This is a genomic window from Bradyrhizobium sp. USDA 4454 (assembly GCF_054822705.1).
Window position 1 is genome coordinate 1,938,306 of sequence record NZ_JBTRCN010000001.1, and the last position, 17,862, is coordinate 1,956,167.

The 17,862-nt window shown below is 64.3% G+C and carries 13 protein-coding genes; 2 read left to right on the forward strand and 11 right to left on the reverse strand.

Annotation, left to right across the window (positions count from 1 at the left end; all coding sequences use genetic code 11):
- Nucleotides 1-6 precede the first annotated feature (6 nt).
- The 4 genes from ACVIW0_RS08700 to ACVIW0_RS08715 all read right to left on the reverse strand — a co-directional run bounded on the left by ACVIW0_RS08700 (nucleotide 7) and on the right by ACVIW0_RS08715 (nucleotide 5,601).
- Entirely contained in the window at nucleotides 7-1,062 is a 1,056-nt protein-coding gene (locus ACVIW0_RS08700; RefSeq protein WP_461351944.1) for a 2-oxoacid:ferredoxin oxidoreductase subunit beta, read from the reverse strand.
- Nucleotides 1,059-2,906 carry a 2-oxoacid:acceptor oxidoreductase subunit alpha gene (locus ACVIW0_RS08705; protein WP_461351945.1) on the reverse strand — a complete coding sequence of 616 codons (1,848 nt, stop codon included), beginning with the start codon at nucleotides 2,904-2,906 and terminating at the stop codon, nucleotides 1,059-1,061. Before ACVIW0_RS08705 ends, ACVIW0_RS08700 begins: the two co-directional genes overlap by 4 nt.
- Nucleotides 2,876-4,675, reverse strand: coding sequence for an FAD-dependent oxidoreductase (locus tag ACVIW0_RS08710; protein ID WP_461351946.1), 1,800 nt, complete (start codon nucleotides 4,673-4,675; stop codon nucleotides 2,876-2,878). Before ACVIW0_RS08710 ends, ACVIW0_RS08705 begins: the two co-directional genes overlap by 31 nt.
- 254 nt (nucleotides 4,676-4,929) lie before the next feature.
- The gene (locus tag ACVIW0_RS08715) at nucleotides 4,930-5,601 is read right to left on the reverse strand and encodes a hypothetical protein (RefSeq protein WP_461351947.1); all 672 of its coding nucleotides are present in this window, start codon (nucleotides 5,599-5,601) and stop codon (nucleotides 4,930-4,932) included.
- A gap of 194 nt (nucleotides 5,602-5,795) precedes the next feature.
- Between ACVIW0_RS08715 and ACVIW0_RS08720 the strand changes: the two genes are divergently transcribed.
- A complete protein-coding gene (locus ACVIW0_RS08720; RefSeq protein ID WP_461351948.1) occupies nucleotides 5,796-8,102 on the forward strand; it encodes a caspase family protein in 2,307 nt (768 codons plus the stop codon).
- Between the two features lie 35 nt (nucleotides 8,103-8,137).
- A complete protein-coding gene (locus ACVIW0_RS08725) occupies nucleotides 8,138-9,343 on the forward strand; it encodes a DUF1800 domain-containing protein (protein WP_461351949.1) in 1,206 nt (401 codons plus the stop codon).
- Nucleotides 9,344-9,544: 201 nt separating this feature from the next.
- Here the strand turns inward: ACVIW0_RS08725 and ACVIW0_RS08730 are convergent, their stop codons facing one another.
- From ACVIW0_RS08730 to pqqB, 7 genes are all read right to left on the reverse strand, one after another.
- Nucleotides 9,545-11,542 (reverse strand): hybrid sensor histidine kinase/response regulator, encoded by a 1,998-nt coding sequence (locus ACVIW0_RS08730; protein ID WP_461351950.1) that lies wholly within the window; start codon nucleotides 11,540-11,542, stop codon nucleotides 9,545-9,547.
- A 76-nt stretch (nucleotides 11,543-11,618) separates the two neighbouring features.
- Entirely contained in the window at nucleotides 11,619-13,121 is a 1,503-nt protein-coding gene (locus ACVIW0_RS08735; RefSeq protein ID WP_461357279.1) for an ATPase domain-containing protein, read from the reverse strand.
- Nucleotides 13,122-13,631: 510 nt separating this feature from the next.
- Entirely contained in the window at nucleotides 13,632-14,603 is a 972-nt protein-coding gene (gene pip, locus ACVIW0_RS08740) for a prolyl aminopeptidase (protein WP_461351951.1), read from the reverse strand.
- Nucleotides 14,593-15,825 (reverse strand): pyrroloquinoline quinone biosynthesis protein PqqE, encoded by a 1,233-nt coding sequence (gene pqqE, locus ACVIW0_RS08745; protein ID WP_461351952.1) that lies wholly within the window; start codon nucleotides 15,823-15,825, stop codon nucleotides 14,593-14,595. Before pqqE ends, pip begins: the two co-directional genes overlap by 11 nt.
- A complete protein-coding gene (pqqD, locus tag ACVIW0_RS08750) occupies nucleotides 15,822-16,130 on the reverse strand; it encodes a pyrroloquinoline quinone biosynthesis peptide chaperone PqqD (RefSeq protein WP_461351953.1) in 309 nt (102 codons plus the stop codon). The genes pqqE and pqqD overlap by 4 nt, the downstream gene beginning before the upstream one ends.
- 12 nt (nucleotides 16,131-16,142) lie before the next feature.
- Nucleotides 16,143-16,898, reverse strand: coding sequence for a pyrroloquinoline-quinone synthase PqqC (gene pqqC / locus ACVIW0_RS08755; RefSeq protein ID WP_461357280.1), 756 nt, complete (start codon nucleotides 16,896-16,898; stop codon nucleotides 16,143-16,145).
- Between the two features lie 20 nt (nucleotides 16,899-16,918).
- Complete coding sequence (gene pqqB, locus ACVIW0_RS08760) at nucleotides 16,919-17,848, reverse strand: pyrroloquinoline quinone biosynthesis protein PqqB (RefSeq protein WP_461351954.1); 930 nt, start codon at nucleotides 17,846-17,848, stop codon at nucleotides 16,919-16,921.
- Nucleotides 17,849-17,862: the final 14 nt, after the last annotated feature.

Genomic DNA, 17,862 nt, shown 5'->3' on the forward strand with positions numbered 1-17,862 from the left:
GCGCGCTTACCGTAGGCTGGCGTTGATCTTGTCCAGCACGGCCGAGCCGGGGCAGAGTGCCTGTTCGTCCAGCGTGTTGAGCGGCGTCTCGACGGTGTCGAGATGGGTGTGCAGGTCTTCGGCGTCCAGATCGACGTAAAGCAAACCGGTGACGATCTGGCCCTTGGCCGCGTGCTTCTGCAGGAAGGTCATCGCGCCGAGCCGATCGTGCGGGTCGTAGTCGGCGTCGAGCTTGCGCAGCGCAAGCCGCGTGCCGTCGTGCTGCTCGACCACCTGCACGGTGCCGGGCGCATAGTCGACGCTGATCGGATCGCGGCCGACCAGCACGTCGAGCCGGTTCACCGCGTCATTGTGCTCGCGGACATAGTCAAAACTCTTGGTCGAGCCGGCGTGGTTGTTGAAGGCGATGCAGGGGCTGATCACGTCGATGAAGGACGCGCCCTTGTGGCGGATCGCAGCGGCAATCAACGGGACCAGTTGCGTCTTGTCGCCGGAGAAGCTGCGCGCCACGAAGGTGGCCCCCAACTGCAGCGCGATCGCGACCAGGTCGATCGCATTGTCGGTGTTGGTGACGCCCTTCTTGGACTTCGAGCCGCGGTCGGCGGTCGCCGAGAACTGGCCCTTGGTCAGGCCGTATACGCCATTGTTCTCGACGATGTAGGTCATGTTGACGGCGCGCCGGATCGAATGCGCGAACTGGCCGAAGCCGATCGAGGCTGAGTCGCCGTCGCCGGAAACGCCGAGATAGATCAGGTCGCGGTTGGCGAGGTTGGCGCCGGTCAAGACCGACGGCATCCGGCCATGCACCGAGTTGAAGCCGTGCGAATTGCCGAGGAAATAGTCCGGGGTCTTCGACGAGCAGCCGATGCCGGAAATCTTCGCCACCCGGTGCGGCTCGATCGAGAGTTCATAGCAGGCCTCGATGATCGAGGCAGTGATCGAATCGTGGCCGCAGCCGGCGCACAGGGTCGAAATCTTCCCCTCGTAGTCGCGATGGGTATAGCCCAGCTCGTTCTTCTTCAGGCCAGGATGATGAAACTTCGGCTTTGCAATGTAGGTCATGTCACGGCCTTGCGAAGAGGGGTCACCTTGAGGTGGTCCTGATGGTCGCCGATCGCGCCCGCGATGAAGCGCGCGGTGATCGGCGTGCCGTCATAGTGCAGGATCGGCACCAGCCTGACGGGGTCGATGCCGTTCTCGTTGACGATCAACTGGCGGAGTTGGCCGTCGCGGTTCTGCTCGACCACGTAGACGAAGTCGTGGTCGGCGATGAAGCTCGCGACGCTGGAGTGGAACGGGAAGGCGCGGATCCGCATGCGGTCGAGCTGATGGCCGCGCGCCTCCAAAATCCCGATCGCCTCGTCCATCGCAGGCGAGGTCGAGCCGAAATACAGCACGCCATACTTGGTCGGTCTCGCCGCATTGGCCTGCAGCGGCCGCGGCACCATGTCCTGCGCGGTCTCGAACTTGCGCACCAGGCGCTGCATGTTGTCGGCGTAGACGGCGCCTTCCTCGGAATAGCGTGCGTAGCGGTCGCGCGAGGTGCCGCGGGTGAAGTAGGAGCCCTTGGTCGGATGCGTGCCGGGATAGGTGCGATAGGGGATGCCGTCGCCATCGACGTCGAGATAGCGGCCGAAGTCGCGGCCTTCCTCGAGCATCTCCGCGGTCATCACCTTGCCGCGGTCGTATTGCTTGGCGTCGTCCCACTTCAACGGGCGGCACAGCCGGTGGTTCATGCCGATGTCGAGATCGAGCATCAGGAAGATCGTGGTCTGCAGCCGCTCGGCGAGATCGAACGCTGCGGCGGCGAACTCGAACGCCTCGGCGGGATCTTCCGGGAACAGCAGCACGTGCTTGGTGTCGCCGTGCGACGCATAGGCGCAGGCGATCACGTCGCATTGCTGGGTGCGCGTCGGCATGCCGGTCGACGGGCCGGCGCGCTGGATGTTCATGATCACGGCCGGGATCTCGGCGAAATAGGACAGGCCGATGAACTCGGTCATCAGCGAGATGCCCGGACCCGAGGTCGCGGTGAAGGCGCGCGCGCCGTTCCAGGAGGCGCCGATCACGATGCCGATCGAGGCGAGCTCGTCCTCGCCCTGCACGATGGCGTATTTCGCCTTGCCGGTTTCGGGATCGTGGCGGTACTTCTTGCAGTGGCTGGTGAAGGCCTCCGCGACCGACGACGACGGCGTGATCGGATACCAGGCGCACACGGTGGCGCCGCCATAGACCGCGCCGAGCGCGGCGGCGCTGTTGCCTTCGATGAAGATGCGGTCGCCGACCTTGTCGGACTTCTTCACCCGCAGTCCGAGCGGGCATTTCAGGTTCTGCAGCGCCCAGTCGCGGCCGAGATGCAGCGCGTGGACGTTGGAGGACAGCAGCTTCTCCTTGCCCTTATACTGCTCCCCGATCAGCTGTTCGACCAGCTTGGGATCGAGGTCGAGCAGTGCGCACAGCGCGCCGAGATAGATGATGTTCTTGAACAGCTGGCGCTGCCTGGGATCGGTGTAGGTCGAGTTGGTGATCGCGGTCAGCGGCACGCCGATGACGGTGATGTCCTCCCGGAATTTCGACGACGGCATCGGCTTGGTCGAATCGTAGAACAGGTAGCCGCCGGGCTCGATCGAGGCGACGTCCTTGTCCCAGGTCTGCGGGTTCATCGCGACCATCATGTCGACGCCGCCGCGGGCGCCGAGATGACCGTCCTCGGTGACGCGCACCTCATACCAGGTCGGCAGGCCCTGGATGTTGGACGGGAAGATGTTGCGCGGGCTGACCGGCACGCCGTGGCGCAGGATCGAGCGCGCGAACAGCTCGTTGGCGGAGGCCGAGCCCGAACCGTTGACGTTGGCGAAGCGGACGACGAAGTCGTTTACGCTGCTGATCGGGCTTTGGACTGGCATGTTGATCCCGCTTGAACCATATCGATGAGGTACTTCTGCATGTCCCAGGCGCCGGTCGGGCAGCGCTCGGCACACAGTCCGCAATGCAGGCAGACGTCTTCGTCCTTCACCATGACGCGGCCGGTCTTCAGGTCGCCGGAGACGTACAGCGCCTGGTCGTGATGCGGCGAGGGCGCTTTCAGGCGCTGCCGCAAATCATCCTCTTCACCGTTCTGGGTGAAGCTGATGCAGTCCATCGGACAGATGTCGACGCAGGCGTCGCATTCGATGCAGAGCGGCGCGGAGAATACCGTCTGCACGTCGCAATTCAGGCAGCGCTGCGCCTCGCCGAGCGCCAGCTTGAGGTCGTAACCGAGCTCGACCTCGGCGCGGATGTCCTTTAGCGCGACCACCTTGTCGCGATGCGGCACCTTGAAACGCTTGTCGGCGGAGATGTCGTTGTCGTAGCTCCACTCGTGGATGCCCATCTTCTGCGAGGAGACGTGCACCTCGGGTAGCGGGCGCTCGTTGATGTCCTCGCCGGACAGCATCTTGTGAATGGACAGCGCGGCGTCATGGCCGTGCGCCACCGCCCAGATGATGTTCTTCGGGCCGAACGCCGCGTCGCCGCCGAAGAACACCTTCGGATTGGTCGAGACGAACGTCTTGGGATCGACCTTCGGCATGTGCCACTTGTCGAATTCGATGCCGCAATCGGCTTCGATCCAGGGGAACGCATTCTCCTGACCGACCGCAACGAGCACATCGTCGCAGGGGATGGTCTCGTCCGGCTCGCCCGAGGGCACCAGATTGCGCCGGCCCTTGGCGTCGTACTCGGCACGGACCTTCTGGAAGGTGACGCCGATCAGCTTGCCGGCGACATGCTTGAACGCCACCGGCACCATGTAGTTGAGGATCGGGATGTCCTCATGGATGGCGTCTTCCTTCTCCCACGGAGAGGCCTTCATCTCCTCGAAGCCGGAGCGGACCACCACCTTGACGGCCTCGCCGCCGAGGCGGCGCGCGGTGCGGCAGCAATCCATCGCGGTGTTGCCGCCGCCGAGCACGATGACGCGACGGCCGATCTTGTCGACATGGCCGAACGACACGTTGGCCAGCCACTCGATGCCGATATGGATGTTGGCGGCGGCCTCCTTGCGGCCGGGAATGTCGAGCTCGCGGCCGCGCGGCGCGCCGCTGCCGACGAAGATCGCGTCGTAGTTCTCGGCGAGCAGCTGCTTCAGGCTGTCGACGCGCTGGCCGCCCTTGAACTCGACGCCGAGGTCGAGGATGTAGTCCGTCTCCTCGTCGATCACGCTGTCGGGCAGGCGGAATTTTGGAATCTGGCTGCGCATCATGCCGCCGGCCTTGGGATCGCCGTCGAACACGGTGCAGTGATAGCCGAGCGGGGCGAGGTCGCGCGCGACGGCGAGCGAGGCGGGGCCGCCGCCGATCAGCGCGACGCGCTTGCCGTTCTTTGGCGCAGGCTTCGGCAGGCGATGCTTGATGTCATCCTTGAAGTCGGCGGCGACGCGCTTCAGGCGGCAGATCGCGACCGGATTGTCCTCGACACGGCCGCGGCGGCACGCCGGTTCGCACGGACGGTCGCAGGTGCGCCCGAGAATTCCCGGGAACACGTTGGACTTCCAATTGATCATGTAGGCGTCGCTGTAACGCCCCTCAGCAATCAACCGGATGTACTCGGGAACGGGGGTGTGTGCGGGACAGGCCCATTGGCAATCGACTACTTTATGAAAGTAATCCGGCGCCGAGATATCAGTCGGTTTCATTCCTACCTTTGACCCGCGCGAAAATGCCTGACCGCGCGGCCTTATTGTTGACGACGAACACTCACGTGGCGTTGTTCTGGTTTTTGAATTGGATCATAGGGTTATCTTATTAGAGCCGTTCCAGAGAAGGCAAAGGCTAAATTGTCTGATCATCCGCTTTCGCGCGGCTGATGTGCGCTCAGCGTTAATCTCGATTGCGTTATGTGGCGGTGCAGCATGTTCGGCACCGCCAAAGCGCGGATCAAGCTGCGCTGTCAGCTCCGCGGCAGATCACTCTTCGCGATATCCCACAACAGCCTGTAGACGCCGCTGGTGACCACGAGCGGCTTCAGGGCCGCATTACCGGTGATGGCGGCCGAGGCAGCAGGCACCGCGCTGACGTCAGTGGCATCGATCAGCACGAACCAGTCGCCGGCGCCGGGATCGGCCTTGTCGGCATCCGGTGTCAGCGGCTTCGACAGCACGGGATCGTTTTCCAGAAGGTGCATTGAGATGATGCCGTCGCGCGCGGCGGGATCGAGGTGCTCCCGCAACGCCGAGCGGAGTTTATCGGCGCCATCGGCCGGCGGGCGCAGGCGGATGATGCCAAGCGCCGCGCCGCGGCCGACGCCGCGGCTGATCGTGATGCGCGCCACGCCGCGGATCATGTTCTGGAAGCGTGCGATGTTGGCCTTCGACCAGTCGGTCTGGTTGGCGAGCGCCGTGCGGTAGGCCGGGCTCTCGAGCACGTCGAACGTCGCGGTCGAATAGAGGCTCAGATATTTCGGCTTGCCGTCATGGGCGACATAGCGACGGGCTTCCAGGAATCCGTCGATCGCCACCCGTTCTTCGAGATGCTCGCGGTCGTACCAGCGGTTGAATTCAGCTTCGTGTAAGCTGTCGATATCCATCGAGGTCAGCAGCATGCCTTGTCCGGCGATTGGCATCGAGTGCTCCTTGTTGCCTGTTTTATCTGCACAATATCGCCTGATGGCGCGGGCCAGGGAAGCCGGTTCCCGTTTGCCCGAGACCGTGCAGACGAAGGGTTACCACAATTGCTGCAATCCTGTTCAGCGCCGGTTCACAGAGGTAGCATTTCCATTCGTTTCGCCAACTCTTGAGAAGAAAAGGGACGACCGCTATGGCGCGCATTCTGTGGGCACTGATCGTCGGTCTGCTGTCGCTCGCGTCACTTCCCGCCCATGCGGAGGATCAGGAGAAGCGCCTCGCGCTCGTGGTCGGCAACGGCGCCTATCAGGCCGGCGCGCTGCAAACCGCCGCGAATGATGCCGGGCTGATCGCGCAGACCTTGCAGGCCGCCGGCTTCGACGTCGTCGGGGCGCGCGATCTCGATGCCGAGACGCTGCGCAAATCGTTGCGCGATTTCATCCAGAAGGTGCAGGACGCCGGACCCAATGCGGTGGCCTTTGTCTACCTCTCCGGTTACGGCGTGCAGCTCACCGGCGAGAACTATTTCGTGCCTGTCGACGCCAGGATTGCCCGCGACACCGACGTGCCGGTCGAGGCGATTCGCATCTCCGATTACAGCCATCAGCTCTCGGCGCTGCCGATCAAGGCCGGCGTGATCGTGCTCGATGCGGCGCGCAGCAATCCCTTTGCCAAGGACGGCCAGCCGCTGGCCGGCGGCCTTGCGCTGGTCGATCCCGATCCGAAGCTGCTGATCGCCTTCAATTCGGCGCCCGGCACCGTCGCGCCTGACGGTGCACCGCCTTACGGGCCCTACGCGCAGGCGCTGGCGGAAATGATCCGCGCCGGCGGCCTCACTTTGCCCGAGGTGTTCGATCGCGTTCGCCTGCGCGTCAACGAGATGACCAAGGGCGCCGAGATCCCGTGGAACGCCCAGAAGGTCGACGCCCCCTTCATGTTCTTCGAGCGCAAGCCGGATGCCCCACCGCAGCAGGTCGATGCCGGACTGCGCAGCAAGCCGATCCGGGATTTCCCGGCGCAGGACGCCTATGCGGCGGCGCTCGAGCGCGACACGCTGCAAGGCTACGAGGAGTATCTGCAGGCCTATCCGACCGATCCCCTGGCCAAGCGGGTGCGCGCGATCGTCGCGGCGCGGCGCGAGGCCATTACGTGGCGGCGCACCTACACCGCCGATACGCCCGATGCGTACTGGTCGTATCTGCGGCGCTATCCGCGCGGGCCGCATGCCTATGACGCAAGGCGCCGGCTCTCCTATCTGTCGGCGGCACTGGAGCCGCCGCCGCAGTTCACGGTGCTCGACTACGACGTGCCGCCGCCGCCGCCCGACGAGATCGTCTATGTCGATCGTCCGGTGCTCTACTACAGCGATCCGGTGTTCGCCTTCGCGCCGCCGCCACCGCCGCCGGCGTTCTTCCTGCCACCGCCGCCGCCGGACTTCGTGGTGCTGCCGCCGCCGCCGCCGCCGATCGGCCTGTTCGTGCTGCCGACGCCGTTCTTCGTGGCGATGCCGGCCTATGTCGCCGCACCGGCCTATGTGGCGCCGCCGCAGAACAACATCGTGTTCAACAACATCCACAACACGACGGTGATCAACACTGTGATCAACAACCCGAACCCCACGCCGGCGCAGCTCCGTGCCGCCGGAGTCTCGGCGGCGATGGGCGGTGCACCGGTCACCGCGGCACCGCAACTGCCGGCGGCAGCGGCGCAGCGCGCCAACCTGGCACCGCCGGCCGGTCGGCAAGGCGTGACGCCGGCGCAGGGCGCGGCGATGGGAGCGCCTAGCGCTGCACCGAACGCACCCGCCGCGCCGAACGCAGCGGCCGCGCCGAACGCGATGGGCGCACCAACTGCGCATACGCTGCCGGGCGCGAAGAATGGACCGCCGCTGCCGCAGTCGGCGACCGCGCCGGCCAATCCCGCGCAGCAGCATGGCGCCGTGCAGCCGGGCGCAGCGCAACCCGGTACGACGCAACCTGCCGCAAAGCCGAACGCCGTGACACCACCGGGCAAGCCGGCGACAGCGATGGCGCCTGCCAATGCGCAACCGGCTCCCCCGGCCAAGCCCGGCACGGCCCCGGCAACCAACGCGCCGGCTTCGCCCGCGACCGCCGGCAAGCCCGGCAGGCAGCAACCGCTCCCGCATGCTGCGACGGCGCCGACCACAAACGTGAAGCCGGCGACGGTGCCGTCGCCGGCGAACCACGCGCCATCGACACGGCCGACGCCGGCGGCGCGTCCGGCGCCCGCGCATGCCGCGGTGTCGCCCCCGCCGGTCTCCCGGCCCGCGCCGCAGCGGGCTGCACCACCGCCGCGGCCGGCACCGCCGCCGCCCCGCGCCGCAGCCGTTGCGCCGCATCCGGCACCCGCACCGGCGCCGCGCGCCGCGCCACCACCGCCGCCACGGCCGGCGATGCAGGCGCAGCGCGCAGCACCGCCGCCAAGACCCGCGGCACCACCCGCCGCGCCGGCATGTCCTCCCGGCAAATGCAAACATTGAGGGCATGACAGCATGAGCCGAGCAGGTCAGCCTTCATGAGCATCACGGCCATACTCGGATTGCGGACAGTCGCGAAACTGGTGATCGGTACGATCGCGGGGCTGGTGGTTTTCTACCAGCCGGCGCGGTCGGCCGAACTCACGGCGCAGGACATCGCGCTGCTCGATCGTCTGACCTGGGGCGTCAACGCCTCGAGCGCGGCGCATCTGCGCGAGATCGGCACCGAACGCTGGCTGCAGGAGCAGTTGCATCCGGCCAACGCCGCATTGCCGGCTGCCGTGCATGCGCAGATCGAGGCGATGCCGGATGTGCATCGCTTCCCGTTCGACATCGCTGTTACGTTCGACCAGCAGGGAAAATCCGCCAACCAGGTCGCCGATCCGGAGCAGCGCAAGGCGGCGCAACAGGTCTATCAGCAGGCCATGAACGACCGCGCCCGGCAGGCCGCGCCGCGCACCATCCTGCGCGCGCTGTATGCGCCGGATCAGTTGCGCGAACGCCTGACCTGGTTCTGGTTCAACCACTTCAACGTCCACCAGTACAAGTCCAACATCCGCGTGCTGGTCGGCGACTACGAGGACCGCGCGATCCGCGCCAACGCGCTCGGCAAATTCCACACCCTGCTGTCGGCGACGCTGCATCATCCGGCGATGCTGCGTTATCTCGACAATGCCGATAACGCGGCCGGCCACCTCAACGAGAACTACGCCCGCGAGATCATGGAGCTGCACACCATGGGCGTCGGCTCCGGCGACACCCAGGCCGACTTCGAGGCGCTGGCGCGGATCCTCACCGGCGTCGGCATCGACTTCAAGTCGGAAGATCCCAAGCTGAAGCCGGAGCAGCAAGCCCTGCTGGTCCGCGAGGGTGCGTTCGAGTTCAACCCGGCGCGCCACGATTTCGGCGACAAGACCTTCCTCGGCCATCAGATCAAGGGCCGCGGCCTCGCCGAGGTCGACGAGGCCCTCGACATCCTCTGCCGTCATCCCGCGACCGCCATGCATATCGCAAAGCAGCTTGCGACCTATTGGGTGATGGGCGGCGGCATCAACGGCGGACGGATGGCCGGCGAGCAGGTCCAGGTCGCGCAGGCCACGCTGTTCCAGAACCGCGACTATCCGGTGCTGACCGACTACAGGGCGTTTTTCGCCGGCCTGATCCAGCACGTCTACGGCCTGCAGCAGGCGAGCCTCGAGCGCATCTTCACCGGCACCAAGCCGAAGGATCTGAACCTGGTTTGACGGGCGCTGCCAAAACAGCGAAAACAACCCCATGCAAAGGAGCCGCCGGTATTGCCATGCCGACGGTACTGAGATGTCGCCGGTATTGACATGCCGACTTGACACGTCGAGCAACTCAGCGTTATTTTTCCATTATTCCGAAATCAGGCTGATTGCCGGCACATGCGCGACCGCGTCGACATGCCAAAGCTCGCGCGGTCTCTAGGACAGCATCTCACCTATCTTTGCCGCCAGTTCTTCGATCTGAAAGGGCTTGCTTATCATCGCCATGTTCGTTCCGAGGAAACCGGCTCGAATGGCGGCGTTTGCGGCATAGCCGGTGACGAACAGGATCGGCACCTTCGGGTGATGCTTGCGAGCGACTTCAGCGAGTTGCCGGCCGTTCATGCCGGGCAGTCCAACATCGGAAATCATCATGTCTATCGGGCGGCCGCTTTCCAGCAGCTTGATTGCGGTGTCAGAATCAGGGGCTTCGATCGTTCCGTAACCCAGCTCCGAGAGCAGTTCGCCGATGAGAAGACGAACCGAAGGGTCGTCTTCGACAAGCAGAACGGGCTGACCGGCTCCCTGCGGAGACGCTTCATGATGAACGGTGGTCTCGACCGCGCTTTGATCCGCAGCCGGCAGGTAGATCTTCGCCGAGGTGCCCTGTCCCGGCGTCGAATGGATCCGGACCTGGCCGTTTGACTGCCGTGCAAACCCGTAGACCATCGATAGGCCGAGACCGGTGCCTTGCCCCACAGGCTTTGTCGTGAAGAAAGGATCAAAGACCTTTTCAATCAGGTCCGGCGTCATTCCGACACCGGTGTCCGAAACTGCCACGACCACGTAGCGGCCGGGCGAAATGCCTGGTCGAGACCTTGTATATGTCGCGTCGAGGTCAACTACGGACGTCTCGACGGTAAGCTTGCCTCCGTGAGGCATCGCGTCTCGCGCGTTGATGGCGAGGTTAAGGATGGCGTTCTCGAGTTGATTGGCATCCACGATGGCGGCGGGCACGTCCTCGTTGGTTTCGATGGCGATCGAGATGTTCTCGTCCACCGTGTGATGTAGCAGGTCCGAGAGCGACCGGACCAGAGCATTGATATCGGTCGGTTTGCTGTCGAGGGATTGCCGCCGCGAGAAGGCGAGAAGCCGTGATGTCAGGTTGGCAGCCCGGTGCGCCGACGTACTCGCCGCGTCCATGAAGCGATTCAAGTCGTCGAACCGATTGGATGCGATGCGCCGTTTCATCAAATCGATGGCGCCGATGACGCCCGTCAGCATGTTGTTGAAGTCGTGCGCAATGCCTCCGGTGAGCTGGCCGACAGCTTCCATCTTCTGAGCTTGGATCAGCGCGGATTCTGCCCGCGACCGCTCTGCCGTTTCCTTGCGGAGATCGGTCAAGGCCTTCTCGAGCTCCGCGGTACGTTCGGCTACCTGCAGTTCGAGCGTCTCGGCCGCCTTCGCCAATCTTTGCTGCGCGAGCTTTTGCTCGTTGATGTCGACCACGACGCTTATCGCCCCCATGATCGCGCCGTCTCTCAGGATTGGCATGCTGCTGATCCGAGTCCAGACCGGTCCCTCTGCCAAGCCCGTGTAGAGAAATTCGACCCCGGTCACATGTTCGCCCTGCAGCGCACGCGCGCTCGGGAAACGGTTTCGCGAGAGCGGAGAGCCGTCGATGTCCTGCGCAAGCCATTCATGTTCCGCCCCGGGGTCGAAAGCGGGGCTTTCGCCAGACTTGGAAAAACGTCTGAATGCCGGATTGGAGAGCAGACCAGTCCCGGTCTTGTCAAGAAACACGACCCCGACCGGAAGATTGTCGAGCAGCGTTGTCAATCTCGCCCGCTGCGTGTCCAGCTCCGCGAGCTGGTCGCGCATCAGAAATTGTCGCTGCCGCGCCCGCATCGCCGACCTGATCGTGCTCAGCAGGGATTCGCTGCTGAGTGGCCTCTCGACCAAGACCACATTCGTCGCGCTTGGCGGCAGTTTGCGGCGGACGGCTTCATTCGGACGCTCGCGTCCCGCTCGTCGGCCGAACAGTAGAATGAACGGAATGTCCGACCATGCCGGTTGTGCCGTCAAGGCGGATTGCAGCGCCGACGTGTCTGAGCCAAGCGCTTCCTCGGTCATCAGAATGACGCCCGCGTGCGCATCGACGAGTGGCGCGAGCTCGACGAAGCTCTCGCAGATCTTCGTATCGTACCCCTGGGACACCAGGAGTCCCGATACGCTCTCCGCATCGCGGCCGAAAGGGGCGATGATCAGGACGCGATGGCCCTCAGCTGCTGTCCTATGCACCTGAACCGCGATCTTCCATGAGAGGATTGGTTGTGCCGATGTATTCCGGTTTTCCGGTCAAGATGCCCCTGAACTCCGACAGAGGCTCGCCGACCCTCACGCCCTCGTCGTCGATGCGCATCTCGCGAATCGTATCTTCGTGCCTTCCGGACCTGTTTTTGACCACGGAGATGGCCTTCCGGATACGTCCTGCAGCCTCGAAAAACCGCAGAAGGATGACCGTGTCGGCCAGATACGAAACATCCAAACCATTCGTCTGCAGGTTTCCGAAGAAGCCGCTTTGGGGGTTGATCATCAGCGTCAGGACGCCGGACTGGCTGAGGTAGGACAGCAGTTCGTGAAGCTGCAGAATGAGTTGCTGCTCCTGCGGCATGGCGGCGACGTAGCCGCTGAGGCTGTCGATCATGAGGATCTTGATGGAGCGTTGTTGAACTTCCTTGATGACGTTGGCGGCAAACTCGCCCGGCGAAATCTCGGCAGGGTCGATCTGCCGAACGACAAGCTGCTCCTTATCGATGCACGCTCGAAGATTGAGGCCCATGGCTTCCGCGCGCGCCAGAAGGGTGTCGATGCGCTCGTCGAATTGATAGACCGTCACGTTCTCTCCTCTCGCGCAAGCGGCAGCGAGGTATTGCAGCCCGAGAGTGGTCTTTCCCGCGCCGGAGGGTCCGGTGATCAGAATTCCTGTGCCGCGCGCAGGGCCGCCATTCAGCAAGGCGTCAAGTTCCGCTATGCCGCTACGAACACGTTCGTTCGAGTATTCGATTTCATGCTCGGCCGCGACCAGTCGAGGAAAAATATCCAGGCCGCCACGCCGAATGACAAAGTCATGAAATCCGGCGATGAAATCCACGCCTCGAAGCTTTTGAACCTGAAGCCGCCGCCGTGCCGCGCCAAAGTCCAAGGTCAGCCGTGACAGGGTAATGACGCCATGGCAAAGGCTGTGTAAGTGATTGTCCGAATTGCCGCCTGATCCGGTGAAGTCGTCCACCAGCAGGACGGTCGTACTGAGACCGGAGAAAAATTGCTTCAGAACGAGAAGCTGCCGCCGATACCGGAGTGGATCCTGGGCGAGCAGCCGCATTTCGGAGAGACTGTCGAACACGACCCTGGACGGCTTGATCTTCTCGACCTGTGCCTTGATGAGCTTGATCGTTTCTCCAAGCTCGATCTCCCAGCTATGGAGTATCGACTGATCTCTGCCCGGGCCGAGGACTTCGTCCGCAGCGCTCAGTTCAAAAATATCGATTCCGCCGAGATTCCAACCATGGGAGGCCGCGACGATTTCGAGCTCTTCCTTGGTTTCCGACAACGTGATGTAGAGCACCCGCTCGTTCTTGGATTGACCGTCCTGGAGAAATTCGAGGGCGAGCGTTGTTTTGCCCGAACCGGGCGTTCCCTCGACAAGGTACAAGCGGTTGCGTGGCAAGCCGCCACGAAGGACATAGTCCAAACCGGCGTTGCCGGTCGAAATGCGATTGCGTGTGTGATCCATGGCGCGTTTGGTAAATGGCTCAGTATTTGTCGTTCTGCACGAGACGGCAGAGGCAAAAGGCTGTTGCCAGGTACGCCGCCCGCCGCCGATCGAAATGTTCACTAGTGAACACAACCGCCGCCTCTGAAGGGTAGGTCAGAGAAGACGATGCTGTTCAAAACCCATGCTCCTGTCCTTCATTGTTCCTGGAACAGAACGCGCGCGACGGCGATTGGCTCCCTCAGACAAGGAACTCTATTTCGGCCATTCGGTCGGACAACAGCGGAACATTTTCGTGGGGCCACCCATTCGGCAGGTGGGAGAGGGGCAACCGGAATGTGGGGCAGCACATGAAATCGCACGGCCCGATCTTGTCGATTGCGCCGCCTGGCTTGTCACAATCCTGATTGGACAGAGAAGGCCGCAAACGACCTTGCACTACAAACCCAACGGACCCGGACGAGCTCAGGTCGCCATCAAAGTCCAAGCAATGGGCTGTGCGGGCGATTCAGTGTATGAGTGCGCGCGTAGTCATTGTCTTGCCGCCAGGTCCGCGATCGCCTTCATCACGGCGTTGCGGATGCCGGGATCGTAGAGGATGTGGCCCGCGCCATCGATGATGCGGACTTCGCTGCCGGGCCAGCGCGCGGCGAGCGCGTGCGAGGTCGCGGGCGGGCACAGCAGATCATAGCGGCCTTGCACCAGGATGCCGGGAATGCCGGCGAGCTTGCCGGCTTCCTCCATCAGCTGGTTCGGCCGCATGAAGCAATTATTAGCGAAGTAGTGCGCCTCCATGAACGGCGTCGCGGGCAGGGCACCCGATGCCTTGAGGTCGAGCCGCGTCTGTTTCGGCGTGTGCTCCGACAGCACGCGCTCGGTGTCGTGCCAGGCGCGCGCGGCCGGCGCGTGCACGGCCGGATCGGCATCGAGAATGCGGCGATAATAGGCGGCAAGCGGCGCTGTGCGTTCGTCGGCGGGCAGGACGTTGAGGAAGTCTTCGGAGAGCGCGGGATAGAAGCGCGGCAGGGCGCGCAGGAAGACGTCCTCCAGCTCCTCGGCCGTGCCGAGGAACGTCGCGCGCAGCACCAGGCCGCTGACCCGCTCCGGATGAGCCTCTGCATAGGCCAGCGCCAGCGTCGCGCCCCAGGAGCCGCCGACCACCATCCAGCGCGCGAAGCCGAAGCGTTCACGGATCTTCTCCATGTCCGCGATCAGATGCGGTGTCGTGTTGTGGTCGCGGCTGCCCTTCGGCCGGCTGCGGCCACAGCCGCGCTGGTCGAACAGCACGGCGTGAAAGCGTTCCGGATCGAACAGCCGGCGATGGTCCGGCTGGCAGCCGCTGCCCGGGCCGCCATGCAGATAGACCGCGGGGATGCCGCCTTCGCGCCCGACGCTCTCGACATGCAGGCTGTGGCCACAGCCGACATCAAGCCATTCCGACGTCAGCGGCGCAAACGGATCGGCGCGCCTCGCAGCCTTGCCGGCGTCGGCGTCAGGCGCCATGGGGGTTGTCCTGAGATTTGTCCTGGTGTTCGTCCGCCTCCAGCGTGCCGCCGGCGAAGTTGCGATAGAGGAAACGGTTCTGCATGCCGGCGGATTCCCGCTCGGCCTGCTTGAAGATCTCCTCGTGCCGCGGCGATAGCGCGCAGGCCGGGTCGGTGTTGCCGGCATCGCCGGTCAGCGCAAAGGCTTGGCAGCGGCAGCCGCCGTAATCGACCTCGCGGAATTCGCAGGATTTGCACGGCTCCGGCATCCAGCCGGTGCCGCGATAGCGGTTGAAGGCCTCCGAGTTCTGCCAGATCCAGGCGATCGAATGGTTCGAGCGCACCGACTCGAAATCGAGCCCGGTGATGCTCTCGGCGGCGTGGCACGGCAGCACCTTGCCGGCCGGCGAAATGTTGAAGAACTGGCGGCCCCAGCCGCCCATGCATTTCTTCGGCCGCAGCGCGTAGTAGTCCGGCACGACGTAGTCGATCGCGAGCGTGCCCTTCAGGCGCGCCTGCGCTTCCTCGACGATCCGGCTGGTCTCCTCGATCTGCTCGACCGTCGGCATCAGTGCGGCGCGATTCTCCAGCGCCCAGCCGTAATACTGCACGTTGGCGACCTCGAGTCGGTCGGCGTCGAGATCGACCGCCATCTGGATGATGTCGGGCAGCTGATGCAGGTTCTGCCGGTGCATCACCGCGTTCACCGTGAGCGGCAGTTCCAGCTCGCGGGTCCATTTCGCGACCTCGAGCTTCTTCCTGTGTGCGTCCTTCAACCCTGCGACGCGATCGGCGACGTTGGGCTCGTTGCCCTGAAAACTGATCTGCACGTGGCTCAGGCCGGCATCGGCCAGCGCCGACAGCTTGTCCCTGGTCAGCAGCACCGCCGAGGTGATCAGGTTGGAATAGAGCCCGACATCGGATGCGTGCTGCACCAGCTCGACGATGTCCTTGCGCGCGGTCGGCTCGCCGCCGGAGAAATGGACCTGGAGCACGCCGAGCTCGGCGAGCTCGCTCAGCACCTTCTTCCATTCCTCGGTCGTGAGCTCGGTCGAGCCGCGGTCGAGCTCGACCGGGTTGGAGCAATACGGACATTGCAGCGGGCAGCGGTGGGTGACCTCGAGCAGCACCGCGAGCGGGATGCCGTAGGTCTCGGCCGCCGAGCGGGCGCCTTCCAGCACCGCAAGCCCGTCATGCGGGCCTTGCGGTGTTGTGTTGTTGTCGGCGAGCGTGTCACTCATGCTGTGCTCTCGCGCGCTTCGGTGAGAAAGCCCTTGTCGGCCAGGTCCTGCAACATGGCGATCACGTCGGTCGCGATCGCCTCGCGTGGCGCCGCATATTTTTCCGCAAGCTGGTCCACCATCTGGGCGACGCTGCGCACGCCGTCGCAGAGCTGCAGCACCTCGACTGCGATTTCATCCGGCGCCAGCACGCGCTCCGGCGCCAGGATCACCCAGACCTGCCGCGTCTCGTCGAATTTCAGCCTGGCGTGGCGCGGCAGTTTCGGCCGACTGGTCTCGCTGACGCTGATGTTGCGGCTGGCCATGATCTTTGTTTCCTAACTCGCCTTCGGCACGAAGGCGCCGGGCGGAATCTGGCCGTCGACATAGGCGTGATAGAGCGCGTCGAGCTGCACCCACAGCACGTTGGTCTTGAAGATCAGCGCGTTGCACACCGCCTCGCGTTCCGCCGGCGTCCTGGCATGCTGCTTGACGTAGTCCAGCGCAAAGCCGGCGTCGCGCGGCGCCTGGGTCAGGCGGCGGCTGAAATAGCTCATGATGTCGGGGTTGACGAAGTCGTAGTGCTTCAGCATCCCCGAGATGCGCTCCTCGTGCAGGTTCGGCGCGAACAATTCGGTGAGCGAGGAGGCGATCGCCTCCAGCGGCGTGCGATCGCGGCAGAAATGCACATAGGCCTCCACCGCGAAGCGCGTCGCCGGCAGGATGCCTTCGGTAGATTCCACATAGGCGGTGTCGAGGCCGAGGCCTTCGGTCAGCTTCAGCCAGCGCTCGATGCCGCCTTCATTGCCGAGGTCGCCGTCATGATCCTCGATGCGGTGGCGCCATTCGATCCGCGTGTTGCGGTCGCGAAAGCGCGAGATCACCATCGCGTCCTTCAGCGGGATCGTGCTCTGGTAGTAATAGCGGTTCAGCGCCCAGGCCTGGACCTGACCCTTGTTGAGCTTGCCGCCGTGCAGCAGGCGGTGGAACGGATGCAGGCTGTGATAGCGCGTCGCACCGATCGTGCGCAGCACGGATTCCATCTCCTCGGCACTATTGAGCGTGATGCCCTTGCCGATCGAGAGCGCGGTCATTCCGTTGGTGGGCACGACATTCACAGCACGATCTCCGTTCCGTCGGAGGGAATCTGCCAGCCCGCCTGTTCGGCCGCCTTGCGTTCGGCCGAGCTCCCAAGCAGCGCCGGGTTGGAGTTGTTGATATGCAAAAACACTTTTCGTCCGATGTCGAGCCCGGCGAGGCTCGCGATCGCACCCTGATCGCCCGACATCGCGATATGTCCCATGCCCTGGCCGGTCTTGTTGCCAAGGCCCGCCGCGATCAATTCGTCGTCGCGCCACACCGTACCGTCGAAGAACACCAGCGGCGCGCCCTTGAGCCGTGATTTCAAATCGTCGGTCACCCGGGCGCAGGCGGCCAGGAAGTAGAAATATTTGCCGCTGCGCTTGTCCGCAATACGCAGGCCGAGCGTATCGCCGACGCCGTCGGTGCCCGCGGGATGCGCCTTGCCCTCGAGATACCAGGCGCCCTTGCCGGGAACCTCGAACGGCAGCACCTCGAGCCCGGACCGCGATCCGTCGGGCAGGACCGGCTCGAAGGCCTGGTCGACCGCGATCGGCAAGCGGGCGACGTTCTTGTCGCTCAGCACGTTGAAGATGCTGTTGGAGCGCAGGATCGCCAGCACCCGCTCATGGGCGTAGATCGCAAACGGCGAGCCCTCGCGCATCGACAACAGCCCGGCGACCGCATCGATCTCGCCATTGGTGAGGATGACGCCGGCGATCGGGCTGTGGCGTAGGGCACCGGGCTTCGGATGCAGCTGCGGCGTCGCAATCAATTGCTGGCGCAGATCGGGGGAGGCGTTGACCAGGAACCAGTGCGCGCCGTCGCCGCTGACGGCGATCGAGGCTTGCGTGCTCTGCAATTCCGGATGATCGGCTCGCGCCGTCCTGCACACGGCACAGCCGCAGTTCCACTGCGGAACGCCGCCACCCGCCGCGGCACCCAGGATGACGACACGAAGCATGATCCGTCCCCTGG